The organism is Winogradskyella sediminis (assembly GCF_003387355.1).
In the GTDB taxonomy this organism is placed as follows: domain Bacteria; phylum Bacteroidota; class Bacteroidia; order Flavobacteriales; family Flavobacteriaceae; genus Winogradskyella; species Winogradskyella sediminis.
Genome location: NZ_QUNH01000003.1, coordinates 325,940 through 352,643 on the forward strand (window position 1 = coordinate 325,940; position 26,704 = coordinate 352,643).

Here is a 26,704-nt window from a genome sequence, read left to right on the forward strand (position 1 = left end):
AATACCTGTGCACGCGTGTAAGAACAGGTGACATGCTGTTAATAAATTAGTCTATTTAAAAGCTGAGATGAAACGGTGTCTCTATGAAAAATCAAGTATTACGTCGTCTATTATTTTGTGCTTTTACCCATTGACTCGGTGTGGTGCCTTCTGTTTTTTTGAAGTAGGTATTAAAGACACTTTTGGAATTAAAGCCGCTATCGTAAGCCAATCCTAAAATGGTAACATGTTTAAATTCAGGGTTTAATGCGATGGCTTTAAAATGGTTTATGCGGTACTGATTGATAAAGTCGTTGAAGTTTTTATCGTATTCGGCATTTAAAAGCCAAGACAATTTATTAGGATGTAATTTAATGTTATTGGCCAGTTCTTTTAACGAAAGATTCGGATTTAAGTACGGTTCGGAATCCTTTAAGAATTGCTCTAAAGCCCATTTATATTTGATGATTTCGGATGCATCTAAGGGTTTTGTAATGCTGTTTTGCGCCTTGGAAGATATTTCCTTTGGTAGGCGAATCCCAGAAGACAAGGTTTGTTTAGTAATTAACTGAAACCTAGGATGGTTTCTTAAAGGGTCTAAAAACGGATCTAATTGAAAGTTGACTAATTGTCCAACTTTTAGTTTCATCTTTTCTTCAAAAACAGCTAACGCTTCATCCGTTTTACAAGCATGAATGATGAAATAGAAAGACCATGGGTAAATACTTTTAAATGCCTCTTCAATAGTTATAGTATTAGCATCAAGTTGAATATCTACAGGCTTTATATTGATTAAGTTAAACAATGTTTCGCACAACTTAGGATGAATAAGTTGTGGCATTGTGGCTATATAATTATTAAAATTAGAGGCGTCATTTAAAAACATGTAACAGGCTAATTTGGTTTCAATAGCTAAGGTAAAGTTAGGATCTATTCTTAGGCATTCATTCAAATTACTAATCGCTTTGTTATAATCTTTATTTAAAAAATAGATATTCCCTTTTGTAAAATAATGGTTAGGCGACAATGGACTAATTTCTATGGCTTTATTGATGTTAGATAGTGCTTTATCTAATTGGTTTGTTGCCATGTAGATTTCAGCAATACCTTCGTAAGCTATAGCAAAACTAGGATTTTTGTGTAAAGATTTCTTTAGCGTTTCTAGGGCTTTGGTATAGTTCCAATTGTTCCAAAAACTTAAAGAGGATTCCGAAAAATAGCCCAAATAAGACGTGTTATTAATCTTTAAACCTTCTTCTAAATATGTTCTAGCTTTTTGTCTTCCGTCTTCTTTTTCAATTACTCCCCAACTTGACAAAATTCCATAAGATCGACTCAATGCAAAATAGGCATCATAGAAATTTTGATCTATCGCTATACTTTGTTTGTAACACTTTATCGCTTCTAGATAATCATCTAAGGCCCAATTAAGTTGGTATGCTCTACCTTTTAAATATAATTTATAGGCATTAATATTTTTAGTTCCGACGATAGAAATGTGTTTTGAAATATCGAGATGACCAAAATTTTCACGGATTTGTTCGGCGATGATTAGACTTATTTCATCTTGAAGCTCAAAAATATCCTCTAATTTTCTATCGAAATTTTGAGACCAAACCTGAAATCCATCATTGGTACGTATCAATTGCACACTAATACGGATGCGTTTATTAAATATTCTGATACTGCCCTCTAAAACTGTAGCCACACCCAATTGATTGCCAATATGCCTTACATCTGCATTTTTGTTTTTAAAGGCAAACGAAGAGGTTCTTGCTATAACTTTTAAACCCTTTACTTTAGTTAATGCATTGATGATTTCTTCAGTAATACCATCGCAAAAATAGTTGTTATCAATATCGTTACTCATATTGACAAAGGGAAGTACTGCTATGGATTTTTGATTAATCAAGCTATTTTTTACTTAAAGCGCTGTAAAAGTAAGAAAACGAGATAAAATGAGCAGTGATGCTTTGGTGAGATTGTACATTGGCATCAACATTTGAATTTATGTATGCATTTATCCCTTTTTTTTGTCTATCAGATTGTATTACTAACGGTAATTTGCAACCTGTTTAAAAGCTAATATTCTCTGTATAAAAGCCTAAGCTCTTTAACGTGTTTCACTAAAGAATTATATAAAAGTTAACGTAGTGAAACCTAATAAAGACGTACCTTTGCAGCCACATTTATATGAAGTCCAAATCTTCAATTGATATTAAAAAATCTTCAAATATGAAACATTCAATTACAGTACTTTTAGCACTTTTGCTCAGTACAACGACTTATGCACAATTTCAAGTTTCTGCCAGTGGTGGTTATGCCATTGGAAGTGCAGGCATGAAATTGGGTGAAACACAGACCGCTAACGGTATAGAAAATTCTTATGGCAGCTATGGTGAAGGCTTAAATGCCCAATTACGAGGAACCTATTTCTTTAATGATAGTTTTGGTCTCGATTTGAGTTTAGGATACCTCCATGGAGATGACCAAACCGTTTCTGATGTAAATTTAACGGGTTATGAGGTCGATGCAGTCGCAAGAGCCCGCGCGTTTGGAGCAGCAGCTTCAATAGTATATAAATTTAACACTAATGTTTATGCGCGCCTTGGTGCGCTTGTTAAATTAGGAGGGAAAACAGAAGCTGTCGTTTATCAAAAAGCAACTTTTTCTCAAGCTGAAGCCGATGCTATTGGTGTGCCTTACGGATCGTATTCTGAAACTAATTATGTAGAGGATTATCACGGACAGTTTCCTTTAGGGTTTGTGGCAGCGCTTGGTTATGAGTATCCACTGAATGAAAATTTTAGTGTATTTGCCGAAGCTGAGTATTACGGTATCAGTTTAAAGCGTAAGGATTCTGAAATTACAGCATTTAATACCGATGTTGTGTTACCAGATGGCACCGTTGCAGTACGTGGTCTTTATACCTTAGATAATTTACCAGAAGGCACTAACAGACATACGACCTTTGTAGATGAGTTGCCTTCGGATAATACCGATTCCTCAAAAGAATTAGCGGTAAAAGTCCCTTATTCTTCTTTCGGAATTAATTTTGGTGTGATTTATAAATTTAAAAAAGCGGCACCATCTCATGAACGGTAAGTTGTAAATTAACTTTTTTTAAAACGCTTAAAAACTCTTATTGTAATGATAAGAGTTTTTTTATTGCAATTCATTCATAATTTCAGCGAACAGTTTGTACGAATGAATTCTAGCCTCAATGTCGTATAAATGTGTCACCGCAATTAATTCGTCTGCATTAGTTTGATCTAAAAATTCTTTAACCTGAGTTTTCACAGTAGCTTTACTGCCAATAAAAGAATATTTCAACATTTGATGCACTTGCGGATTACGCATAATGTCTCTTAAGTCATTCGTCATGTCAGTTGGTGGTTGTACTTTTGCACGTCTACCCGTAAAAATGCCTACAATCATCCGAATTAATGAAGTAGCTAAGCGTTCGGCTTCCTCGTCTGTATCCGCGATTATAATATTAACACCAGCCATCATATAAGGTTGGTCTTGTGTTTTAGACGGCTGAAATTCTTTGCGATAAATAGCTATAGCATCCCATAGATGTGCTGTAGCAAAGTGACTAGCAAAGGCATAAGGTAACCCTTTTTTAGCTGCCAGATGCGCACTATCTGTGCTCGACCCAAGAATATACAGCGGTACATGCACTCCTTCGGCAACTGTGGCTCGAACTTTAGCCTCATCATTAGCCGCAGAAAAATAGGTTTGTATTTTATTGACTTCATTAGGAAAAGAATGTGCCGCTTGCATAAAGTCTGTACGTATCGCTTCAGCTGTTTCTTTATCTGTACCAGGTGCTCTGCCTAATCCTAAATCGATGCGATTTGGATATAAGGTACCAAGGGTTCCAAACTGTTCGGCAATAATTAAAGGAGAATGGTTAGGTAACATAATACCACCAGAACCTACGTTGATGGTTTTTGTGCCTTGCGCCACATAGCCAATGAGTACAGAGGTGGCACTACTTCCAATATTTTCGGCGTTGTGATGCTCTGCGAGCCAAAACCGTTTATAGCCAAAGCTTTCTGCTTCCTGTGCCAATTGTAAAGCATTATTAAAAGTAGCTTTAAGCGTTTGGCCTTCAGATACTAAGGCAAGGTCTAATATGGAATATGCAACGTGCTTAGGATTCATAACTATATTCGAATATATATTTTGGGGTTAAAACGTGAAATTACAATTTCATAGTCGTTTTCTTTATTAAATAATTACTAAATTATTGCTAATTATAAAGACTCAAACTACGGTGATTTTGGATTCAGATAAGCGCTAAGGAGTTACAGCTTTGTAGTAGAGTTTTCTAATGCTTTTCTAATATGTTCGCTATCCCAATGTTTGTCAAAATCGACTATACCTCTTTTAAAATCGGCACCCAATAATTCCTCTTGCTCTTGCAACTCTTTCCTTGCTTTAAAAATATAGTCATCACCTCGCTTCGATGTTTTAGCTAAACGTCTTAAACTGGTTTCGTCATACTTTATAAAGTTTTTAACCTGTCGTTTTAGTGTGTATTTTCTAAATCCAATTTTGTGCAGTACTTCACTCGCCATAGCCAATGAGGTTTCTAAGGATTCTCTATAGATGTTTTCGTGACCAAGGTTTAATAATTCATATGCATCGTCTCTGTTTTTGGTACGAATTAACATCTCGACATGTGGATACTTTTCCTTCACAATTTTACTAATGGCTTTAGACACATTGAGCTTATTGGTGGCTACGATGATGATTTTAGCATCTGCAATTCCGGCAGATTCTAGTAAATCTAATCGTGTGGCATCACCATAATAGACTTCAAATCCCATTTTACGAAGAAAATCTACACGATTAGAATCTTGATCTAGAATTGTAGCTTCAATACCATGCGATCTTAAAAAACGGCCAATAGTACTACCGAAATGTCCAAATCCAACAAGAATTATTTTGTGAGATTTCGCAATATGATCCATTGGTCGCTTAATAGATTGTTTAGTACCCACTTTTGGAAGTATCACACGCTCATTAAGCATACTAATAATAGGTGTTAATGCCATACTTAGTGCTGTAATAACGAGCATCATATCCATTTGCTCCTGTTCTAAAATGTGAAGACTAAACGCGAACGATAATAATACAAATGCAAATTCACCTACTTGGGCTAAACTGAATGTGAGTAATAGTTTTTGATCTAATTTTAATTTAAATACTTGTGCCGTGATATATAATACTAATGCTTTTAATAAAATGATGGCTAGTAAAAGTCCACCAATAGTAAGCGAACTTTTGGCAATGACGATAAAGTTAATAGAGGCACCAACAGCCATGAAAAACAAACCGAGTAGCAAGTTTTTAAAGGGTTCTAAGGTACTTTCTAATTCGTGTTTAAACTCACTATTAGATAACACCACACCACCTAAAAAGGCCCCTAATGCCGGACTTAATCCTACCAGTTCCATAATAAATGAAATACCAAATACAATTAAAAAAGCGGCTGCAATTAATAATTCTCTCACACCAGTTTTGGCTACTTTTCTAAGCATAGGCACAATAATAAGACGGCCTAAAACAATAATTACCGCAACAGATGAAATAATGGCTAAGGTTTGCAATCCTAGTGGTAAGCTTTCAATTAAATTTGCAGTAGTACTATGCTCGTCTGTCGTAGTTGTGTTTCCGGTGTTCGCTAAAAGCGGCATAGCACCAATCATAAAAATGACAATGATATCTTGAAAGAGTAAAATGGAAAATGCAGAGGTTCCAAACGTTGTAGGCATTAAGCCTTTTTCTTTTATCGTTTGCATGGCTATTGCGGTAGAAGAAAGTGCTATAGCCATTGAAATCACTAAGGTGACTTCCCAATCAAACCCAAGTAATGAAAATAATAGAAAGGATAATAGCATTGTTCCACCGACCTGAATTCCTCCCATACCAATAATGGTTTTTCTCATGTTCCAAAAGTTCTTTGGTTCGATTTCTAAACCAATAAGAAATAACATCATTACCACTCCGAATTCAGCAAAATGAAGAATATCATCACCCTCCTCTCCGATAAATCCCAATACGTAGGGACCAATTAATATACCAGCCAACAAATAGCCAATTACAGAACTTAATCCCAAGCGTTTGGCTAAAGAGACACAAATAATAGCACCTGCTAAAAAGACAATGGCCATAAAAAGTAAACTTCCAGTCATATTTAAGTGGTTTTAAGTTGTGGGATATCGTTTATAAATGAAAGCTTTTCAAAATCTTGTAAGGAGAGATCTGCCTGAAGTAAATCGATTAACTTTCCGTAACTGATTTTATAATTATGTAATACTTCATCCGAGATACTATGCGTACCCATAACCGCAAACGGTGGAAAATACGTCATGCCGCACAAATTAGACGTTTGTTCAAAAGGTCTTAAAAACTGTTCTACCGTAAAACTGTTATAGCCAGCAGAACAGTAAACCTCTTTAGAACCACCCGTTGTAATGGCATTTAAACAAATTTTATTATGCAGAGCTTTCCCTTTTGGTCCATAAGCCCAATTAAACTCTAAAACCATATCTATCCATTGTTTCATTAATGGAGGACAACTGTACCAGTAAAACGGATGATGCCAAATGATGATATCGTGCTGTTCTAATAATTGTTGTTCTCTTGGAACATCAATATGAAAATCGGGATATTCTTCATATAAATCGTGAATAGTTACCTGATCTTTGCCTCTAATATGTTCAATTAAAGATCGGTTGGCTCTAGATTTTTCAAGTTTAGGATGTGAAAATATAATGAGAATCTTTTTCATGTTATAAAACTAACGATAAATACGTTTAAATACAGTAGGTTTAAAATTTTGTGCTATTAATTCAGATATTTGTATGTTGTGCGCTGTGGCTATTAACCATAAAAATAAGATAATTGCTGTAGGACACAACTTTTTGATATCGAAACACTCACCGTATAAAAGCCTTTCCGTTGTAGACTATAAGGTGCGTCGGAAGCCATACTGGAAAACGGTGATAATCTAAGTCGTAATAAGATTAAAGGATATCTTAATACCTTGAATAATCATTCCTGTACCAATTATGGCTATGATTAAACCCATTATTTTTCCAATCACAGAAATGACGTTATTACCAACAATATTCACAATATAATCGCTCATTCTAAAGGTAAAATAGGTTAATAGACTCATGGAACCAAAAATGGCAATTACTAAAATGATATGCAAAACCTCTACGTTAGAAACAAAGTTCATGGCGGTAACGATGGTGCCTGGTCCTGCTAAAATTGGAATCGCTAGCGGTGAAATAGCAATATCTTCATCGATGTTAACGTGTTTTATATTTTTTACGTCCGATTTTTTAGATTGTAGCATTTCGAAACCGATGTAAAATATTAAGATGCCGCCAGTTATTTTAAAAGCCGGAATACTAATATTAAACAATTCAAATATATATTTCCCTAAAAGCACAAATACGGTGACAATGACAAAAGCTATTAAATTCGCTTTTTTGTTAATGTCTCGTTTTGTTTTTTCGTCCGCACCTTGGGTTAATGACAAGAATACTGTCATATTAGAGATAGGATTGGTTATAGCAAAAAATCCTGTAAATACCGTAATTGAAAATGTAATTAGGTTATCCATTTTTGTAAAAGATTTAATCGCGCAAGAAATTGAATTACCTCCTACTTTCCTAATTAATTTTGAAAATAATAACATGGCCTTCTATTTAGAAACCTAAACCTTTGTTAAAAAAAGAATGAACGTTCATTTTTGGTATATCTTTGTAACAGAATTTTAATACCATGGCAAAACTTCAAAAAAGTATAGATAAAAGAAACGCCCTTGTAAAAGCCACAATAGAGTTGGTAAATAACAACGGATTTCATGCCACACCGATGAGCAAAATTGCAAAAATGGCCAAGGTGTCTCCGGCAACAATATATCTGTATTTTGAAAATAAGCAAGATTTAGTTAATCAGACTTATATCGATGTGAAGGCCGAATACACCAATTATGCTTTTGCAAATTATGATGAATCCATGTCGGTAGAAGCCGGATTTGAAATGATATGGAAACGTATTGCCGATTTTAAACTAAAAGAATGCGAACATGCCATGTTTTTAGCGCAATGTGATAATACACCAATGATAGATGAAGAAAGCCGTCAAGAAGGTATAAAGCATTTGCAACCCTTATTAGATTTGTGGGAACGTGGTAAAAAGGAAGGTATTATAAAACCCATGACTAATTACATGCTTTACGCCTACTCCATCAACCCTTTATCTTTTTTAATGATGTCGGAAAAGCGAGGTGTACTTAAGTTAGATGCTTCGCAATTAGAAGATGCTTATCAATCCGCTTGGAGCAGTATAAAAATGTGTAAGTAGTATGAAAAAGACAGCCATTATATTAGGAGCTTCAGGATTAACAGGAGGCAAACTGCTTCAAAAATTAATTAAAGACGAACGGTACGCATCCATCAAATTGTTTTCACGTTCTAAAATGGAAGGCCTACCGGATAAAGTTACCCAATATATTGGTGACCTCTTAGAGCTCAATCAGTTTAAAGCTGAGTTTACGGCAGATGAAGTGTACTGTTGTATTGGCACTACAAAAGAGAAAACACCAGATAAAACGCTTTATAAACAAATAGATTGTGGTATTCCCTCTGCCGCAGCAAAGCTTTCAAAAGCGAATGGTATAGCCACTTTTATAGTGATTTCGGCTATGGGAGCTAACGCAGATAGTGCCATATTTTATAATAAAACCAAAGGTGAAATGGAGCAACAGGTCATGGCTCAAGCTCTTGAACATACCTATATACTAAGACCGTCATTAATTGGTGGAGACAGACAAGAGCGTAGAGTATTAGAAAAAATAGGCTTAGTGCTTTTTAAAGGAGTACAACCGTTATTAATAGGTCCATTAAAGGCCTACAGAATAGTGACGGCTGAAACAATAGCACAAGCGATGCTACACTTGGCGAATACAATAAAATATCCTGAAGTGCTTATTCCTTCAGATGACATTCAAAATTTAGGAAACAACTTTTAACCAAAACGATGGAATTATTAGATAAATTAAATTGGAGATATGCTGCTAAAGCCATGAATGGCGAAAAAGTAGCAGAAGATAAAATAGAACGCATATTAGAGGCTGCAAGATTAGCGCCAACATCAAGTGGTTTACAGCCATTTGAAATTATGGTGATTACCAATCAAGAGGTTAAAGAAAAAATTAGACCAGTGGCTTGGAATCAATCGGTTATTACGGACTGCTCTCACCTACTCGTATTTGCCGCTTGGGATACGTACACGGAAGATCGAATTAATTATATGTTCGACCTAACTAATACCATCCGTGGTTTTAAAAATGAAGGTTGGGAAAATTACCGTCAAATGTTATTGAGCGCTTATCCTCAGAAGGATGCTGAAGAAAACTTTAATCACGCTGCAAGACAAGCCTATATTGCATTTTCGCAAGCTATAGCAGCTGCAGCTTTTGAAGGTGTAGATGCCACACCTATTGAAGGATTTGAACCCGATGCCGTTGATGAGATTTTGGGACTCAGAGCTAAAGGCTTACGTAGTGCGGTATTATTACCAATTGGCTACAGAAAAGAAGATGAAGATTGGTTAGTAAATCTTGTAAAGGTGCGTAAACCTATGGAAGATTTAGTAACTGTAATAGACTGAAAAACAAATTATTATGATTAAGACAATTTTATTAAAACATAGACCTGAAGGGAAACCAACAGTGTCAGATTTTGAATTTACCACAGAAGATACCGAACTTACACTTCAAGATGGTGAGGTGCTAATAGAAGCGGTTTACGTTTCTGTAGATCCTTATTTAAGAGGTCGCATGAGTGATGCTAAATCCTATGTACCTCCTTTTGAATTGAACCAACCGATACAATCTGGTGTCGTGGCTAAAGTTTTAGAAAGTAAGAACGATGCCTTTGCCGAAGGAGATTTCGTTTCGGGTATGTTAGATTGGAAAACCCAACAAGTATCCAATGCAGAAGGACTTACTAAAGTCGATCCTTCCAAAGCCCCTCTAAGTGCTTATTTAGGTATTTTGGGTATGACGGGATTAACTGCTCTCACCGGTTTAACGGAAATAGGAAAACCTAAAGAAGGAGAAACGATTGTAGTTTCTGGTGCTGCTGGCGCTGTAGGAAGCGTGGTTGGCCAAATTGCTAAAATTTATGGCTTACACGTTATTGGGATTGCTGGTACCGATGAGAAGGTAGATCTCTTAAAGTCTAAATTCGGTTTTGATGCAGGTATCAATTACAACACTACTGAAGACATGGCAGCAGCTATTGCAGCGGCTGCACCAAACGGAGTAGATATCTATTTTGATAATGTAGGAGGACCTATATCAGATGCGGTGTTGGTAAATATCAACCAATTTGCGAGAATTATAATTTGTGGAGCCATTTCCGTATACAATAATACCGAAGCCCCTAAAAGCTTAAGCGTACAACCATTCTTGGTTAAAAACAGCGCTTTAATGCAAGGATTTATTGTATCTAATTATGCCGCTAAGTTTCCGGAGGCTATATCACAGTTGGCAACATGGTTAGCCGAAGATAAATTAACCTATTCTGAAACAATCGTTAAAGGTTTTGACAACATTCCAAATGCATTTATCGATTTGTTTGAAGGTAAGAATAAAGGTAAAATGATTGTTGAAATTTAAAATCACATAAAAAGCACCATTAACCATTCATACTAAACAAAAAAAAACATCATGAACAATTTTGAATTTAAAAACCCTACCAAAATCATATTTGGAAAGGACACGATAAGCCAATTAGAAACCGAAATTCCTAAAGACGCCAAAGTACTAATGCTTTATGGCGGAGGAAGTATTAAAAAAAATGGTATTTACGATCAAGTTAAAACAGCTTTGGCTCAAGTAACGATGATTGAATTTGGAGGTATTCCGGCAAATCCAGAATACGCTAAATTAATGGAAGCCTTACAGATTATCAAAGACGAAAACATTACATATTTGTTAGCCGTTGGTGGCGGATCTGTTATTGATGGTACTAAGTTTTTATCTGCGGCTGCGGTTTATGACGGTGAGACGCCTTGGGATATTTTAACTAAAAACGTTAGAACACAAAAAGGTATGCCTTTTGGTACGGTTTTAACGTTGCCTGCAACAGGATCGGAAATGAATTCGGGTGCTGTAATTACTAGAGCAGAAACCAAAGAGAAGTTAGCTATGGGTGGCCCTGGACTATTTCCTGAGTTCTCCGTATTAGATCCTCAAGTCATTCATTCTATCCCACAACGCCAACTAGCGAACGGTGTAACGGATGCCTTCACCCATGTTTTAGAACAATACATGACCTATCCTATAGGAGCTTTATTGCAAGACCGTTTTGCCGAAAGCATTTTACAAACCTTAATTGAAGTCGCGCCAAAAGTGTTAAAAGATCCTACAGATTATAAAGCTGCGTCAAACTTTATGTGGAGTTGTACTATGGCTTTAAATGGATTAATTCAGAAAGGGGTACCAACGGATTGGGCTGTGCATGCTATGGGACACGAGCTTACCGCCTTATTTGGAATTGACCATGCACGGACACTAGCTATAATTGCACCAAGCCATTACAAGTTTAACTTTGAAGCTAAAAAGGAAAAATTAGCACAATACGCAGAACGTGTTTGGAATATCACTGAAGGTAGTACTGACAATAAAGCTTATGCTGCTATTGAAAAAACGGTCGCTTTTTTCCACGAATTAGGTATAGACACCAAGTTATCGGATTATACCAAAGATTACGAAGGCACGGCCGAAAAAATCGCAAAACGTTTTACCGATAGAGGTTGGAAAACCTTAGGGGAACACCAATCGTTATCACCAGACAAGGTTGAGAAGATTGTAAAGATGGCTTACTAATGATAAACTGATAATAGAATATTTTTAAATGAAAATACTACCATCCATAGTAGTCATACTATCCCTATTTACAGCGATAAGTTGTAAAGAAAATAAAGCTTCTGAAACCGTTTTAGAAGGACAAAAAGAATTAAAAAAAGAAGAAACCATGAACGTATTATTCGTATTAACATCTCACGATAAATTAGGAGATACAGGAAAGAAAACAGGATTTTGGGTAGAAGAATTCGCAAGTCCATATTACACCTTGTTAGATAAAGGTGCCCATATTACTATTGCCACTCCAAAAGGAGGTGCAGCACCTATCGACCCAAGTAGTGATTCACCAGACGCGGCAACAAATGCTACGGAGCGTTTTAATAATGATGATGAGGCTAAAGCTAAAATTGCAAACACTAAAGTATTAGCAGATATGAATCCCGATGATTTTGATGCGGTATTTTATCCAGGTGGACACGGTCCTTTATGGGATTTAACAAATGATGCTCATTCAGTAAAATTGATTGAACAATTTGACCGTCAGAACAAACCCATTGCTTTTGTTTGTCATGCACCAGCCGTATTAAAGGATGTGAAAAATGAAGATGGTACAGCTTTAGTTAAAGGCAAAAAAGTTACAGGTTTTTCTAATTTAGAAGAAGCAGCCGTAGGTTTAACCGAAGTGGTTCCTTTGTTATTAGAAGATATGCTGATTGAAAATGGCGCATTTTATTCTAATGCCGATAAATGGGCACCATACGCTGTACAAGACGGAAATTTAATTACAGGACAAAATCCTGCGTCATCAGAATTGGTAGCTGAAAAACTATTAGAAACCTTAAAGTAATCAATTTCCCTAAGTTGATTAATAGCGAGAAGCCTGTATAACTTTATGTTTACAGGCTTTCTTTTGTTTTTAGTGTATTCCATTTTTAAATAATGGATGTGGATATCAACTATCTTACTTATTGCAAGCAATTTCTTTGCAATTGTAACTCTCAACACCACTAACATTTGTATTTTTGCGCCGCATTTAGCGCTACGCTGCACTATTTAAGTTTATAATACATGATTATCTCTAAACTACATTATAGCTCTCAAGGCTCAACTCCTGAAGACCATTTGATCAATATACAAAAAGCCTGTACTTATGGCATTGAGTTAGTACAATTGCATCTTAAGGACGTGACTAACGCTCACTATTTAGAGATTGCAAAAGCTGCGCGAGATATTACATTGCGCTATCAAACGAGATTAGTTATAACTCATAATTATGAAGTAGCAAAAGCAGTAAAAGCCGAAGGAGTCATTTTAGAAAATTTAGAAGATTGTCCAACGCAAATAAGACCAAATCTATACAGCTGGCAAATGATTGGCGGTATCGCAAAGACACTAGAAGATTGTAAAGCATTCCTAGCCAAAGATGTCGATTATGTTGCTTTGGGGCCTTTTGCTAGCACTAGTGACACTTCTTTAAGTAATACTTTAAGTATTGATAACTATCATGCTATAAACAAAGCACTACATACTGAAAAACCAATTATTGCTTTTGGCGCTATAGAACCTAATGATGTGACTGCTTTATTAGAAGCCGGAATTGCTGGGATAACGCTAGCTGATGGTATAACTACAAATTTTGATACCATTAAACGCTTTAATGAGTTATTGCAAGCATCGGCCACTGGTGAGATACGTCATACGTTTGAGTAACTCAATAATAGCCCTTAGAATTACAAATTGTTAATCAGATATCGGAAAGTATGTGGATGTATTTAGGCTTGCTAGCTGCACTATTTTTAGGATTACACAACTTATGTAAAAAGCACGCTGTACGCGGCAATGAAGTGTTTCCGGTGTTGTTAGGTACCGTATCAAGTGGATTTTTGTTTGTAGCAACCTTTTATGGTCTCTCTATTTTCTATCCAGAATACGCTTTAGCACACGGTTATAACTTTCAGAGCATCGCTTGGTCTACCCATGGTTTTATTTTTATAAAATCGGCTATAATGGCTACCTCGTGGATTTTAGCGTATCAGGCTTTAAAGCATTTACCCATAACGATTGTTACACCCATACGTTCTGCAGGTCCATTTTTTACCTTTATCGGCGCACTATTAATTTATAATGAACAGCCAAGTATATTGCAATGGATTGGCTTTTTCCTCATTATTTTATCAGTGATGCTATACTCTAAAATCGGGAAAAAGGAAGGCATTATTTTTAAGCGTAACAAATGGATATTTGCAATTATAGCTGCCACATTTTTAGGAGCGTCAAGTGGCTTGTATGATAAATTCTTAATCCAGAACCTCAGTCTTAATCCACAAACACTTCAATTTTGGTTCTGTTTATACACCATAATAATTTTACTTGTAATCCTCAGCATATCATGGTTTCCGTATCCCAAAAAGCGCAAAGCGTTTAAATTCCGTTGGTCTATTATCGCTGTAGGAATTTTATTGCAAGCAGCAGATTACTTTTATTTTAAAGCACTACAAGATCCTGAGGCTTTAATCATGTTATTGTCTGCCATAAAACGCAGTCAGATTATCATTGCTGTGGTCGTTGGTGGCTTAATTTTTAAAGAACAAAATAAGCGTAAAAAGTTAGTGCCTTTAGCAGGAATTATGATTGGAGTATTTCTTATTCTGTATTCAAATTGATACATTGCATGTTTATATACTGAACAAAAAGTGATTGACGAAAACTCAATTGGCTTTTAATTAATAAAAGGTAGTACTACGCATGAATTCAGATTACGGTCAGATTATCAAAGACGCTTATAAGTTTACAAAATCCATTAAAAACAAAGGAAAATTAGCTACATACATCCCAGAATTAGCTAATGTAGATCCCGATAAGTTTGGAGTTCACATGACGAACCTCGATGGTCAAAATTTTGGTATGGGCGATCACTTAGAAAAGTTTTCCATTCAGAGTATTGCTAAAGTGTTGTCGCTATCGTTAGCCGTTAAGTTTTTAGGCGAAAAAATTTGGACGCGTATTGACGTTGAGCCTTCGGGTACAAAATTCGATTCACTTCTTTTACTTGAGACATATAAAGGTATACCTCGAAATCCCTTTATCAATTCAGGTGCTATCGTCATTTGCGATATCTTAATCACACACTTAGAAAACGCACGCGAAGAATTTTTAGAGTTTGTAAGAGACCTTAGCGATATACCCGACCTCGACTATTCCGATGACATAGCCGATTCTGAAAAAGCAACCGGTTTTAGAAACGTTGCTTTATGTAACTTTATAAAATCCTTAGACAATATCGATAACGATCCTGACGAAGTTTTAGATTTTTATTTCGACATGTGTTCTTTAGAAATGAATTGCGAAGAATTATCGCGTACATTCTCGTTTTTAGCCAATGGAGGTAAAAAATTGAGCGATGGGAAAAAGATTCTTACACGTAGTCAGACCAAACGAATTAATGCACTCATGCTAACATGTGGTTTTTATGACGAGTCTGGTGAATTTGCATTTAAAGTTGGATTGCCAGGAAAAAGTGGTGTGGGTGGTGGTATTGTAGCCTTATACCCTAGCAATTTTACCATAGCCGTTTGGAGTCCAAAATTAAACCCTAACGGAAATTCTTTTAAAGGCATGAAATTATTAGAAACAGTAACCACCCATTCTGAAATGAGTATTTTCTAAGTCTCATGGATATACTATATACCCTATTGTATTCAAAATCATCAAGGTTTTAATGGTATCCGTTAATAGTTTAAGGTCATAATTTTTAAATTTGAGTACATCTTAAAAATTGAAGATTATGAAAAATGAAGATAAAAAAAAACCATACAATCCAGAGATTACTAAAGAAGACAAAGACATATTAGGTGATAAATCTGGAAACTTAAGACAAGACAACGGAGATGATCAAATATTAAAAAAGCGTCCAAATGAACCCGATTTTGCGGCTAAAAATTTAGATATTCCTGGTGGTCGTAATGCAAGACCACTAACTAACGAAAGATATCCAGACGAAGAAAATAGACATCACAGTCTTGGCAGTGCTCATAACGATAATCTTGAGCAAGATATTGAAAATACAAGAACTGAGTAGTTTTCAGTTTCAGAAATAGGAACAATCCGAATAACAAATAAACAATCAAGATCTATAACTAGTACATGGTAACATGGTTATTTTAGGTCTTGATTTTTTTTTATATGAGAAAGTCCATAAGGAAAAGCATTGTAAAACCAGCGCTTTACAATGCTTTTCTCTATAATTTAAGTTAACAACTACTCAGAAGCAAAAGGATAGTCTGTATATCCTTTTTTTCCTGGTGTATAAAAAGTATCCTTATCCCAATCCGCTAATTCTAAATCTTGTTCAAAACGCGCTACCAAATCCGGATTAGAAATAAACGGTTTACCGTAAGCTACCAAATCCGCATCACCAGCTTCGAGAATCATATTACCTTTATCCCTATCAAAATCACCATTAATCATTAAAGTACCATTGTACAACGGTCTAAAATGCTTGGCAATGTCTGTAACTGCAAAAGGCACATCTGTAACATCAGTAAAAGGCTCCGATAAATGTACATAAGCCAAATTATAAGCATTCAGCTTTTTAATAATATATTCAAACGTCGGAATGGTGTCTTCATCAACCGTCATTCCAAACAAACCATGTAACGACGGATTAAAACGCACTCCAATTTTTTCTTGCGGTATCACAGTCTTCATCGCATCTAAAACCTCAAAAAAGAAACGGGTTTTATTTTCTATACTTCCACCATAGTCATCAGTTCTGGTATTAGAGCAATTATTAAAAAACTGATGAAATAAGTAACCGTTAGAAGAATGCAATTCTATACCATCAAAACCAGCCTCCACGGCATTTGCGGCAGCATTTTTAAAGTCTTCAACGGTACGTTTAATATCCGCTATAGTCATTGCTTTAGGTGTCACGGTATCTTTAAAACCGTTTGGTGTGTAGGATTCTGCGTTGGGATTAATCGCAGAAGCCGAAACCGGCAAATCACCATCATGAAAATCGGGATGAGATATTCGACCAACGTGCCATAGCTGAATAAAAATGGTACCATCTTTATCGTGTACACGTTGCGTTACTTTTTTCCAGCCTTCCACTTGCGCTTTAGAGTGAATACCAGGTGTATTGATATATCCAACAGCTTCTTTAGAAACCTGCGAGCCTTCGGTAATAATTAAGCCTGCAGAAGCACGTTGTTCGTAGTATAAACCTTGCAAGTCATCTGTAGCAACTTTTTCAGTATTATCCGCACGACTTCGTGTCATAGGTGCCATAACGACGCGGTTTGGTAATGATATATTTTTATGATAAGGTGTTAATAAGGGTTGTGTTTTCATATTATTTTTTCATTTTCATTTAAAGTATTAAAGTTACGATTTTTAAACCTTAATGTTTAAGAATAGCTGCCGATTAAGATAGATTTAACCTTTGGTAAATCTGCCTTAAGAGGTCTTTTCTAACAGGAAAACGAACCTTTAACCGTACTCAACGTCAGTTCTAGTGTCCCAACGTTTCAGTCGGGCTGTATCGAGAACATATTGAGCCAAACATAAAAAAGACCAAAACATTAAATAAATATTAAATAACCCTTCGCTCTTTGGCATTTCAATCCATTATCAAGAACTTTACAAAAAAAACATCCCAATGACCATATTTGTAGACATGGATGATGTGTTAGCAGACACTTACGGCAAACACATCGAATTATATAATAAAGAGCATCAGCAAGATTTACATATCAGCCAAATCATTTCGGGCGAGATATGGCACAATGTTCCAGAAATCCACCAAAAAAGCATCAAAGCTCACGCGCTTCAACCTGGCTTTTTTCGCGATTTAGAACCCATTAAAGATGCCATACAAGTAATGGAAGCCTTATATGCTAAGCACGAAGTTTACATTGCTACGGCAGCAACACAGTTTCCTAATTCGTTATTAGAAAAAAGTGAATGGTTAGATGAGCACATGCCCTTTATTACGTGGCAACATCGCATTATGTGTGGAGATAAATTTATTTTAAATGGAGATTTGCTCATAGACGACAGAACCTATAATTTGGAAAAATTTGAAGGAGATACACTTTTGTTTAATTCTCCTCATAATGTAGAAGATACAGGTTATACTAGAGTGTCAACGTGGTTAGAAATAGCTGAACGCTTATTGTAAATTAACTGTAATCCCTTTAGCACAGCTTCTTCGGGTGAGTTATCGGAAATTTTTACATTACACCAAAATCACATATATAGTGCTTTAATAATGGGATTGAGTTTGGTGGTATCGTTATGAAACCGTTATTGAGATCGTTCGGTACATTTTGGTACAAATATTATGGAGCACAGAAAATCTTGCAAAATGCAAGATTTTCCACGGTTTTACAAAGAGGGAATTTTAAAACTTAATGCTATTTAAGAATTCGTTGATGTTTTCTTTAGTTTCACCAGTTTTTTTCTGAATTCTACCTACAACCTCGTCTTCTTGTCCTTCTTGGTAATCGAGATCGTCATCGGTAAGTTCTCCCCATTTTTGTTTTAATTTTCCTTTTGCAATATTCCAATTGCCTTTTGCTTTATCTTGCCATGGTTTAGACATAATTTCTGTATTTTTAAGTTATTGATCTCATAAGTAAACCACTTTGATTTACTACTGTAAAATTAACAGGTATACCAAGAACTTATTAACGCGATACATGAAGTTATTAATTCAAATAAATAGCTAAAAACAAGACCAGTAAAAATGATTTATACCATCATTGATGTTGAAACCACAGGACAAGGCAATCGTATGACCGAGATTTCCATATTTAAATATGATGGAACAACAGTAATTGACGAATTTACCTCATTGATTAATCCAGAAAGTTTTATTCCACAGCACATCACAGCACTCACAGGGATTGATAACGCTTTAGTTGCAGATGTACCGACCTTTGCGGAAGTGGCTCAGGATATACTCAATATTACGCAGGGTACTATTTTTGTCGCTCATAATGTTAACTTTGATTATAATGTTATTAATGGGGAATTTAAACGTTTAGGGATAGAATTCACCCGAAAGAAACTCTGTACCGTTCGTTTGTCTAGACGACTGCTACCAGGTCATCGTTCTTATAGTTTAGGAAAACTGTGTAATGCCTTAGATATTAATCTCGTTGACAGGCACAGAGCACGAGGTGATGCTGAAGCTACAGTCATTCTTTTCAAATTATTATTACAACAACCTAACGCATCTGAGGTCTTTAAAGAATTTTTAAACAAGAATTCTAAAGAAGCCACCTTACCTCCTAACCTACCCAAAAAAACGTTTGAAGCCTTACCAACTACGGCTGGCATCTATTATTTTAAGGATAAAAAAGGCAAGGTTATTTACGTGGGAAAAGCTATAAATATAAAAAAAAGGGTGCTAAGTCATTTTTATAGTAAGACTAAAAAATCACAAGATATGGTACGCGAAACTGCCGATATTGATTTTGAAGATTCAGGCAGTGAGTTAATCGCTTTACTTATGGAAGATGCCGCTATAAAACATCACTTTCCTGTCTATAATAAAGTGGCTAAGCGTACCGTGCAATCTTTTGCTATATTCTCTTACCAAGACCGCAAAGGGGTTTTACATTTAGCAAGCAACAAAGGGCGTTTAGTCCCAAATCCTATTGTAACACTATTTAGTATTAGAGAAGTCCGTGCTTATTTAGAAAAAATCTGTGAGACACATAATTTATGCCCAAAATACTGCCACTTGCAAGAGTCGGTAGCTGAGTGTTCTCATTTTAGTATTAAAAATTGTAAAGGTATTTGCAGAGACGAGGAAGCTGTAGAAGCCTATAACGACAGAGTTTTAGAAGCCATAAAGGATATGGCAGATCAGAAAACCGATATGGTGCTGAGAGAAAAAGGCCGACACCAGAATGAAGAAGCCTTTGTAATGGTGAAAAATGGCGAATATTTAGGATATGGTTTTGTAGATAAAGAAGAAACCATAAACCATATCGATGATTTGGAGACGTTCCTTATTCCGCAAAAAAACAATATGGATATTCAAAAGATTTTAAAATCCCGCTTACTAGAATTGTAGGTATTCATTGTTTGAAGTTGTATAAAGTCATTCAATTTTATGTGGCATTAAAAATTAGACCTAAAGCTGAAAACAGCATCGTAATGATGCTGTTTTCATATTAAGCAAAAGGGTTTTGCCTATATGGTTAGGGTAATCGATTTTGATTTGTTTTCTTTCTCTATGGAGATTTCATAAGTCATGATAGCGCCATTGGTTTGGTCGTAGTTCACTTTACATGAGCTGTTTAAAAATGCCCAACCTGGATATTTTTTAGCTAACTGCTGACTTATTTTTAATGGAATCCGGACATCTTCATAATATTCTTCTGAACTTATAATAATACTATTAGCATCATAAATTGCAGTGATGTAATTTTCACTAGACTTAAAGTTAACCGTATAAGTTACAGACTGGTTTTTACTGTAAACAGGATCGCTTGTAACATCAAAATTAGCGGCCATCGTTTGCAATTTTTTAATTCGTACAGCTATGGGTTGTGCTGTAGTCAGTTCTAAATTTAAGTAATCTTCATTCTGAATGGTTACAGCACGTGGTGTGTAATTTTTGTCAGGTAATGCTGTGGTTTCCATTGCGATGTCATTTTGTGCGAAACTAAGGCTGGTGAGTCCTAAAAATAATAAACCAAGAAGACAAGTTTTCATGAGTTGTACGGTTTTAGAGTTATACGTATTTATATAAAGTGGTTAAAGCTATTTTCTATTATCGTTGTGTTGATTAAATAGAACATTGCTAAGGTATAAGCAAACCTGTACATGACCTTAAAATTGAGATAGACCACTAATGCACAAGCAATAGACAATCAATAGACAGTGTTATTCTAAAGATTGTAAAATATTGATAAAGTGCTTGTTATAAGCTTTGAATGAAGAGATCTAAATCAGTATCTTCAGAAAGGTTTAATTTTTTTCTGAGACGATATCGGCTTGTATTTAAAGATGCCAATGTTATATTTTGAAGTGTGGCGATACTACGACTTTCTATTTTTAATCGAATTAAGGAACAAAGTCTAATCTCGTTTTTACTCAAATTGGGATACTGCTCCATAAGTTTGCTATAAAACGTATCACTTAATTTATCTAAACGTTCAAAAAACGCTTGGGTATCACTATCTACACTAATTTTATTCGCAATTGTGGAATCGAGATTTTTTATCAAAGCAGGTTGCTCTTTAGAACTTGCTTGTTTTAGAACTTCTAATTGTGCTGCAAGTTCTTTAGCCCAATCTTGATCTTGAGTTAATTTAATAGCAAAATCAGATAAATCACGCTCTTTAGATTTAATTTCTGAATTTAGTTGTTCTACTTTTAAAGCCGTGTTTTCAAGCTTTTGCTCTGCAAGCAACTGCTTATTCTTAGCATTTAAAAGATGCTGTCTTCTATTCATAATGAGCGCAACAAGTAAGATAATAAATAACGACGACAAAAGGCCTATAAACCAGAGTTTTGTACGTTGGTTTTTAATCATGTTTTCCTTTTGAATACGGTCTATTTTAAAATTTAATTCAATTTTATCTATCGTTATATCATTTAATTCCTCTTGCCACCGCTTGTCTGCATGATTTAATAAGGTTTGTAAACTATCGGAAAGCTTTTCAATGTCTTTCGCTGTTAGGTACGCCTCTGAAATTTGATTAGTGGTTCTTAATAACTGTTCTTTCGCTCTTAAAAATTCTAATTGAGATGGCGTGGAAACATTGTTATTTGCAGTTTCTGTAACTACAATATGCTCTAGTTCCGTAAAGTGTTGTTGGGCGGCTTTAAAGCGATGTAAGTATGTGTTTGTGGTAATTAATTGCGCACCAGCACTGATTAAGCGAGGCACATCTTTAATCAAGGTTTTCTCATTGATCGCTGTTTTGTAAAACTCAAAGTTTTGTTGGTATAAGGGTAGTGCTTTATCGTAGGCTTGTTGTTCTATATACAAATCAGCAATATTATCGCGAATACTTCCTATTAATGTGTGGTTCGGAAATTTAGTTTGGGTAAGCTTATAAGCACCATCAAAAAAATACATAGCGGAGTCTAAGTCCTTTTTGTACCAATAGAAAAATAGGCCATAATTATTTAAGGCAGAAGGATGGTAAATATAGTTGAGGCTTTTAGTAAACTCTATATTAAATTTATGCTGTATGGCAGCACTATCTAATAAACCTAATTTGGCATAATTTTCAGCGAGAATACTTCGTGCGAAGCTTCGCATATTTTTATAGTCTTCACGTTGAATTAAAGTTAACTTATCTTCATGCGCTTCATAATATTGAAAAAAGTCGAGATATGATTTGATGGATTCCTTCGGAAAACCTACGGATCTAAACCAATTACCAGAATGTAAATAACTGTCTAAAACAAAAGCCGTATGTTCTTGAATATCACCTAATAAATCTAAACGTTTAAAATGAAGTGATAAATAGCGCTGCATTTGAGCATCTGAAAAGGAGGCACGTCGAAACGTTTTTATATCCTTTTCTGAAGAAATTGAACCCATTAGTTCTGTAATTTCTTCATATTGCTTAAAAGGCGTGTCGGTAGTAAGTGCCGTGTTTTGTGACCAAACTAAACCGTTTGCTGTTAAGATTACAAATAACAGTGATGTATAAAACTTAAGCATTAATAATTAGAAGGTTAGGATAGGCTAAATATACCGTTTTTTTTAGAGTATAAGAATAAACCTATAAAAGACGTGGCTCTAAATTTTAGATATTAGTATCTCCTAACCTTCTCTGCGTAAAACTTCTAAAGGCGAACTTCGTAACACAGTTTGAATATTACTTAAACCAATGCCTAACACTAAGAATGTAATGCCAGGTAAAAACACTAAAAACGGTATTAGTGAAGGTGTAAAAGGTTCATTAAATAATAGCAATGCTAAACAGAGACTACTTAATAAGGCTAATATAATGCCAACTAAACTACCAAGTAAGCCTAAAAATAGATATTCTAAAGCCGTAATTTTGAGAATCTGAGCGTTTTTAGCACCAAGCGTTCTTAGCAATACACTCTCTTTTATGCGTTGATATTTACTTGTCCTCACAGAGCCAATTAAGACAATGATTCCGGTAACGATACTAAAAAATGCCATAAAGTTAATCACCCATGAAACTTTGTCTAAAATATCTTCTATTATGGTATAAACTTGTCTGAGATCTATAATGGAAACATTAGGAAACTCGGCTACTAAATCGCGCTGTAATGCCGCAGAAGTGCTGGCATCTTTAGCATTTGTAGAAATAACACGAAACTGTGGAGCTTGCTCTAAAGCTCCTGCTGGAAACACAATATTAAAATTAGGTTGTAGTTGTCTCCAATCTACCTTTCGTATGCTACCAACCTTTGTCTCCATTAAAACGCCTTGAACATTAAATGTAATAGCATCACCAATGCTAATCCCATCTTCTGCAAGATTATCTGAAATTGAGACTAAGATTGGATCTTTAGTTTTGGCGTGAGATGTCCACTCGCCTTCTAAAAGTTCTTCGGAAGAAGTCATGGTATCACGATACGTACTTCTAAACTCATGGTTAAGTACCCAATTGCGCATCTGTTTTGTTGAGTCTTGGCGTAAGTCATTAGCTAGTCGTCCTTTAATTTTATGAATACGCATGGTTACAATGGGAATACTATTAACAATAGGTAAGCCTTTTGCTGTTATGCGTTCTTCAATAGCATCTTGCTGATCGGATTGTACGTCTAAAATGATAATATTAGCACTTTCTGAACTTTGTCCGACTTCGGTTTTAGCTAAGAGAATATCTTTTGTAAAATAGAGTGTACTGATTAAACATGTGCCTAAGCCAATAGCAACCACCAAAACAACGGTTTGGTTGTTTGGTCTAAATAGGTTTAATAGACTTTGTCTTGCTGTGAAACCCCAACGTTGCGGAAAATATTTTTTTAGCCCTTTGATACATAATAAGGCTACACCAGCTAAGGCCGCAAAAGCGATTAAGGTTGCCAGCATAAAACCTAAGGCATAGCCTATATCTCTGAGCAACCAATACGAAAACATAAATAGAAAGAGTAACACAGCTGCAATAACGAATATGCGTACTTTTAAAGGTTCTGGTGATTCTTTTTCATTAACACGTAAGACTTCTAATGGCGACACATACCATGTTCGAAGTAATGGTAATAATGCGAATAATACCGACATAAATAATCCTAGAAATACACCAATTAATATCGGTTGGGCTGATATGGAAATCTCTACAGAAAACGGTAAAAAATCTTTTAATAGATACGGAAATAATTCTTGCACACCTACGCCAATTAAAGCTCCAATTAAGCCACCAATAACTCCTATGCCAGCAATTTGAATAAGAAAAATAAGAAAACTCTGGAGTCGTGATGCTCCCATACATTTTAAAACAGCAATAGATTTTAGTTTTTCTTTAATATAAATATGCACCGAACTAGCAATTCCAATACAACCCAATAATAAGGCTACAAATGCAGCAAGGTTTAGAAATTTGCCCACATTATCATAGCGTTGCCCTAACCGTTGGCTCGTACTAGTATGTGTATCTAAATCTGCTTTTTCAGCTTTTAATTGAGGATCTATAACTTTTTCAAACTGTTCTAAATCAAAATTTTCTGAGGTTGTATAGAAAAACTGATACTCTTTTCGGCTTCCAAACTGTAAGAGTTCGGTTTTTTCAAGAAATCGATATGGAATAATAATTGGAGGTGCGACAGAGGTTGAGATGGCAGTGCTTCCTGGAATCGCTTTTAACGCACCTAAAACCGGAAGGGTTACATTACCAACTTTAATAGAATCACCAGCTTTAACATCAAATTGAAGCATTAATGTAGCGTCAACTAACGCTCCACCTAACTCTTGGTAAGTGGTTGCAGCAGAGGTTGGTTGTGTGTCTATAGTTCCGTAAAAAGGAAAGTCTCCTTCTAGGCCTCGGACTTTTGCTAATTTCGTTCCGCCGTTCTTCGGAAAAGCAATCATGGAAACAAAATTAATTTCTCTGGCCTCAGGTTGCAAAGAATCTATTATTGCTTGTGCACGTTCGGTTGGCTCTTGTCTACTGTTAATATTGTAATCGGCACCCATTAAGGCTTTAGATTGCAACTTAATATTGTCTTTAAGATTGGTGCTAAATAATTGTATAGATACCACAGCGGCAATACCTAAAATTATGGATGCCATAAAGAGCAATAATCGTACTTTACTTGCTTTGGCATCTTTCCATGCCATTTTAAAAAGCCAGATTGTATTTTTACTCATGTTGATTTGTAAAATAATTAAAGTACAGCGGTACGTTCATTGGTTAATATTTGACCACCTTTAAGTCTTAAAATTTGTTGTGTGCGGTTGGCTAAATCCAAATCGTGAGTAATTATAACTAAGGTTGTTCCTGCTTCTTGGTTCAATTCAAAAAGTAATTGAATCACTTTTTCGCCTGTATCTTCATCTAAATTACCTGTAGGCTCATCTGCAAATAAAATAGAAGGAGCATTCGCAAAGGCTCTGGCAAGCGCCACACGTTGTTGCTCTCCTCCAGATAACTGAGAAGGATAATGGTGAACTCTATCCGCTAAACCCACTTTTTCTAATAGTGCTAAACTTTTAGACGTAGCATCTTTACCTCCTTGCAGTTCTAGGGGAACACTTACATTTTCTAGTGCTGTAAGTGTTGGTAATAATTGAAAATTCTGAAATATAAACCCGACATTTTTATTACGTAATTGTGCGCGTTCATCTTCCGAGAGCATATTTAAATCCTCTCCACATAATTCTATGGTGCCAGAATTGGGTTGGTCTAAACCTGCACATAATCCCAGTAACGTAGTTTTTCCGCTTCCCGACGGTCCAACAATAGAAAAGGTCTGACCTTTTTCTATAGAAAATGAAATGTTTTGTAGGACTGTTAATTGTTTGTTACCGCTAGAATATGTTTTTTCTAGACCAGTTATGTTTAATATCTTTGGCATATCAATTTTAATTAAATAAGACACTTTATGTCGAAGGCTCAAAATAATCAATTGCATTTAAATTTACCAATCTTAAGGAGCGCTAAACTCTTAAAGTTTTGTTATATTATAACAGCCTTTGTCTGCGTGGCTTGTGGTGAGAATTCATCGAACCGTAACAATACTGAAACTCAAACAAAAACTGAAAAAGTAGACAGCGACACAACTGAAACGTCTGCTAAAACTATATTATGTTTTGGAGATAGTATTACTGCAGGATATGGTTTAGATGATACGGAAGACGCCTTTCCTGGAGTTTTACAACGAAAGATTGATTCTTTAGATTTAAATTATACGGTAGTGAATTCTGGTTTAAGTGGAGAAACAACGGCTGGTGGTAAAGGGAGAATCGATTGGATTCTTAATCAAGAAATTGATATTTTTATTCTAGAATTAGGCGCTAATGACGGATTACGAGGCGTGCCACTCTCTGAAACACGCGCAAATCTACAAGCGATAATAGACACGGTAAGATCGAAAATGCCAGAGACCACAATTATCCTTGCAGGTATGGAGTTACCTCCAAATATGGGTGAGGATTATACCAGCGAATTCAGGGAAATATTCGCAGACTTAGCTCAAAAAAATAATTTAGAGTTTATTCCTTTTATATTAAAAGATGTTGGTGGTATCAAAGAACTCAACCAAAACGACGGTATTCATCCAACGGTTGAAGGTCATAAAATTTTAGCCCATACTGTGTGGGAGGTTTTAGAACCTTTATTGAAATCTGAGATTAAAAAGTAATTAGCC

Annotated in this window: 25 protein-coding genes; 14 read left to right on the plus strand and 11 right to left on the minus strand. The window is 35.5% G+C overall.

Going from position 1 to position 26,704, the window contains the following annotated elements; translation table 11 throughout:
* Positions 1 to 91: 91 nt before the first annotated feature.
* Positions 92 to 1,849, minus strand: coding sequence for a tetratricopeptide repeat protein (locus tag C8N41_RS14170; RefSeq protein WP_115839745.1), 1,758 nt, complete (start codon positions 1,847 to 1,849; stop codon positions 92 to 94).
* Between the two features lie 365 nt (positions 1,850 to 2,214).
* Between C8N41_RS14170 and C8N41_RS14175 the strand changes: the two genes are divergently transcribed.
* Positions 2,215 to 3,084, plus strand: a complete 870-nt coding sequence (locus C8N41_RS14175) for an outer membrane beta-barrel protein (RefSeq protein WP_115839832.1) — start codon at positions 2,215 to 2,217, stop codon at positions 3,082 to 3,084.
* 60 nt (positions 3,085 to 3,144) lie between these two features.
* On the opposite strand, the gene C8N41_RS14180 is transcribed toward C8N41_RS14175, so the two are convergent.
* The 4 genes from C8N41_RS14180 to C8N41_RS14195 form a co-directional block, all read right to left on the minus strand.
* The gene (locus C8N41_RS14180) at positions 3,145 to 4,149 is read right to left on the minus strand and encodes an LLM class flavin-dependent oxidoreductase (protein ID WP_115839746.1); all 1,005 of its coding nucleotides are present in this window, start codon (positions 4,147 to 4,149) and stop codon (positions 3,145 to 3,147) included.
* 143 nt (positions 4,150 to 4,292) lie between these two features.
* Positions 4,293 to 6,185 carry a monovalent cation:proton antiporter-2 (CPA2) family protein gene (locus C8N41_RS14185; RefSeq protein ID WP_115839747.1) on the minus strand — a complete coding sequence of 631 codons (1,893 nt, stop codon included), beginning with the start codon at positions 6,183 to 6,185 and terminating at the stop codon, positions 4,293 to 4,295.
* A gap of 2 nt (positions 6,186 to 6,187) precedes the next feature.
* Positions 6,188 to 6,784 (minus strand): glutathione-regulated potassium-efflux system oxidoreductase KefF, encoded by a 597-nt coding sequence (kefF, locus tag C8N41_RS14190; protein ID WP_115839748.1) that lies wholly within the window; start codon positions 6,782 to 6,784, stop codon positions 6,188 to 6,190.
* Positions 6,785 to 7,003: 219 nt separating this feature from the next.
* Positions 7,004 to 7,627: a MarC family protein gene (locus C8N41_RS14195; protein ID WP_092447854.1), complete on the minus strand. Its 624-nt coding sequence runs from the start codon at positions 7,625 to 7,627 to the stop codon at positions 7,004 to 7,006.
* Between the two features lie 161 nt (positions 7,628 to 7,788).
* Here C8N41_RS14195 and C8N41_RS14200 point away from each other — a divergent pair, with 161 nt between their 5' ends.
* The 10 genes from C8N41_RS14200 to C8N41_RS14245 all read left to right on the plus strand — a co-directional run bounded on the left by C8N41_RS14200 (position 7,789) and on the right by C8N41_RS14245 (position 15,962).
* Positions 7,789 to 8,373: a TetR/AcrR family transcriptional regulator gene (locus C8N41_RS14200; RefSeq protein ID WP_115839749.1), complete on the plus strand. Its 585-nt coding sequence runs from the start codon at positions 7,789 to 7,791 to the stop codon at positions 8,371 to 8,373.
* Position 8,374: 1 nt separating this feature from the next.
* A complete protein-coding gene (locus C8N41_RS14205) occupies positions 8,375 to 9,040 on the plus strand; it encodes an NAD(P)H-binding protein (RefSeq protein WP_115839750.1) in 666 nt (221 codons plus the stop codon).
* An 8-nt stretch (positions 9,041 to 9,048) separates the two neighbouring features.
* A complete protein-coding gene (locus C8N41_RS14210; protein WP_092447642.1) occupies positions 9,049 to 9,681 on the plus strand; it encodes a nitroreductase family protein in 633 nt (210 codons plus the stop codon).
* A gap of 13 nt (positions 9,682 to 9,694) precedes the next feature.
* A complete protein-coding gene (locus tag C8N41_RS14215; RefSeq protein WP_211318208.1) occupies positions 9,695 to 10,693 on the plus strand; it encodes an NADP-dependent oxidoreductase in 999 nt (332 codons plus the stop codon).
* 51 nt (positions 10,694 to 10,744) lie between these two features.
* Positions 10,745 to 11,905: an iron-containing alcohol dehydrogenase gene (locus tag C8N41_RS14220; RefSeq protein WP_115839752.1), complete on the plus strand. Its 1,161-nt coding sequence runs from the start codon at positions 10,745 to 10,747 to the stop codon at positions 11,903 to 11,905.
* A 28-nt stretch (positions 11,906 to 11,933) separates the two neighbouring features.
* Entirely contained in the window at positions 11,934 to 12,731 is a 798-nt protein-coding gene (locus C8N41_RS14225; RefSeq protein WP_211318209.1) for a type 1 glutamine amidotransferase domain-containing protein, read from the plus strand.
* A 221-nt stretch (positions 12,732 to 12,952) separates the two neighbouring features.
* A complete protein-coding gene (locus C8N41_RS14230) occupies positions 12,953 to 13,594 on the plus strand; it encodes a thiamine phosphate synthase (protein ID WP_115839753.1) in 642 nt (213 codons plus the stop codon).
* Between the two features lie 50 nt (positions 13,595 to 13,644).
* Positions 13,645 to 14,547 (plus strand): EamA family transporter, encoded by a 903-nt coding sequence (locus C8N41_RS14235; RefSeq protein ID WP_092447638.1) that lies wholly within the window; start codon positions 13,645 to 13,647, stop codon positions 14,545 to 14,547.
* A gap of 82 nt (positions 14,548 to 14,629) precedes the next feature.
* Positions 14,630 to 15,550 carry a glutaminase gene (locus C8N41_RS14240; RefSeq protein ID WP_115839754.1) on the plus strand — a complete coding sequence of 307 codons (921 nt, stop codon included), beginning with the start codon at positions 14,630 to 14,632 and terminating at the stop codon, positions 15,548 to 15,550.
* A 118-nt stretch (positions 15,551 to 15,668) separates the two neighbouring features.
* On the plus strand, positions 15,669 to 15,962 hold the full coding sequence (locus C8N41_RS14245; protein WP_115839755.1) for a hypothetical protein: 294 nt from the start codon (positions 15,669 to 15,671) through the stop codon (positions 15,960 to 15,962).
* A 179-nt stretch (positions 15,963 to 16,141) separates the two neighbouring features.
* On the opposite strand, the gene C8N41_RS14250 is transcribed toward C8N41_RS14245, so the two are convergent.
* Positions 16,142 to 17,236: an alkene reductase gene (locus tag C8N41_RS14250; RefSeq protein ID WP_115839756.1), complete on the minus strand. Its 1,095-nt coding sequence runs from the start codon at positions 17,234 to 17,236 to the stop codon at positions 16,142 to 16,144.
* Between the two features lie 307 nt (positions 17,237 to 17,543).
* Here C8N41_RS14250 and C8N41_RS14255 point away from each other — a divergent pair, with 307 nt between their 5' ends.
* Positions 17,544 to 18,065: a 5' nucleotidase, NT5C type gene (locus tag C8N41_RS14255; RefSeq protein WP_092447634.1), complete on the plus strand. Its 522-nt coding sequence runs from the start codon at positions 17,544 to 17,546 to the stop codon at positions 18,063 to 18,065.
* A 222-nt stretch (positions 18,066 to 18,287) separates the two neighbouring features.
* Here the strand turns inward: C8N41_RS14255 and C8N41_RS14260 are convergent, their stop codons facing one another.
* Complete coding sequence (locus C8N41_RS14260) at positions 18,288 to 18,488, minus strand: CsbD family protein (protein ID WP_092447633.1); 201 nt, start codon at positions 18,486 to 18,488, stop codon at positions 18,288 to 18,290.
* A gap of 144 nt (positions 18,489 to 18,632) precedes the next feature.
* On the opposite strand from C8N41_RS14260, the gene C8N41_RS14265 reads away from it, so the two are divergent.
* Positions 18,633 to 19,970: an exonuclease domain-containing protein gene (locus C8N41_RS14265; RefSeq protein WP_115839757.1), complete on the plus strand. Its 1,338-nt coding sequence runs from the start codon at positions 18,633 to 18,635 to the stop codon at positions 19,968 to 19,970.
* 119 nt (positions 19,971 to 20,089) lie between these two features.
* Here C8N41_RS14265 and C8N41_RS14270 read toward each other — a convergent pair whose 3' ends face one another.
* From C8N41_RS14270 to C8N41_RS14285, 4 genes are all read right to left on the minus strand, one after another.
* Entirely contained in the window at positions 20,090 to 20,614 is a 525-nt protein-coding gene (locus tag C8N41_RS14270; protein WP_092447631.1) for a hypothetical protein, read from the minus strand.
* Positions 20,615 to 20,822: 208 nt separating this feature from the next.
* Positions 20,823 to 22,580, minus strand: a complete 1,758-nt coding sequence (locus tag C8N41_RS14275) for a helix-turn-helix transcriptional regulator (RefSeq protein WP_115839758.1) — start codon at positions 22,578 to 22,580, stop codon at positions 20,823 to 20,825.
* 102 nt (positions 22,581 to 22,682) lie between these two features.
* On the minus strand, positions 22,683 to 25,175 hold the full coding sequence (locus C8N41_RS14280) for an ABC transporter permease (RefSeq protein WP_115839833.1): 2,493 nt from the start codon (positions 25,173 to 25,175) through the stop codon (positions 22,683 to 22,685).
* A 47-nt stretch (positions 25,176 to 25,222) separates the two neighbouring features.
* Positions 25,223 to 25,912: an ABC transporter ATP-binding protein gene (locus C8N41_RS14285; protein WP_115839834.1), complete on the minus strand. Its 690-nt coding sequence runs from the start codon at positions 25,910 to 25,912 to the stop codon at positions 25,223 to 25,225.
* Between the two features lie 27 nt (positions 25,913 to 25,939).
* Between C8N41_RS14285 and C8N41_RS14290 the strand changes: the two genes are divergently transcribed.
* Positions 25,940 to 26,698 carry an arylesterase gene (locus tag C8N41_RS14290; RefSeq protein WP_115839759.1) on the plus strand — a complete coding sequence of 253 codons (759 nt, stop codon included), beginning with the start codon at positions 25,940 to 25,942 and terminating at the stop codon, positions 26,696 to 26,698.
* Positions 26,699 to 26,704: the final 6 nt, after the last annotated feature.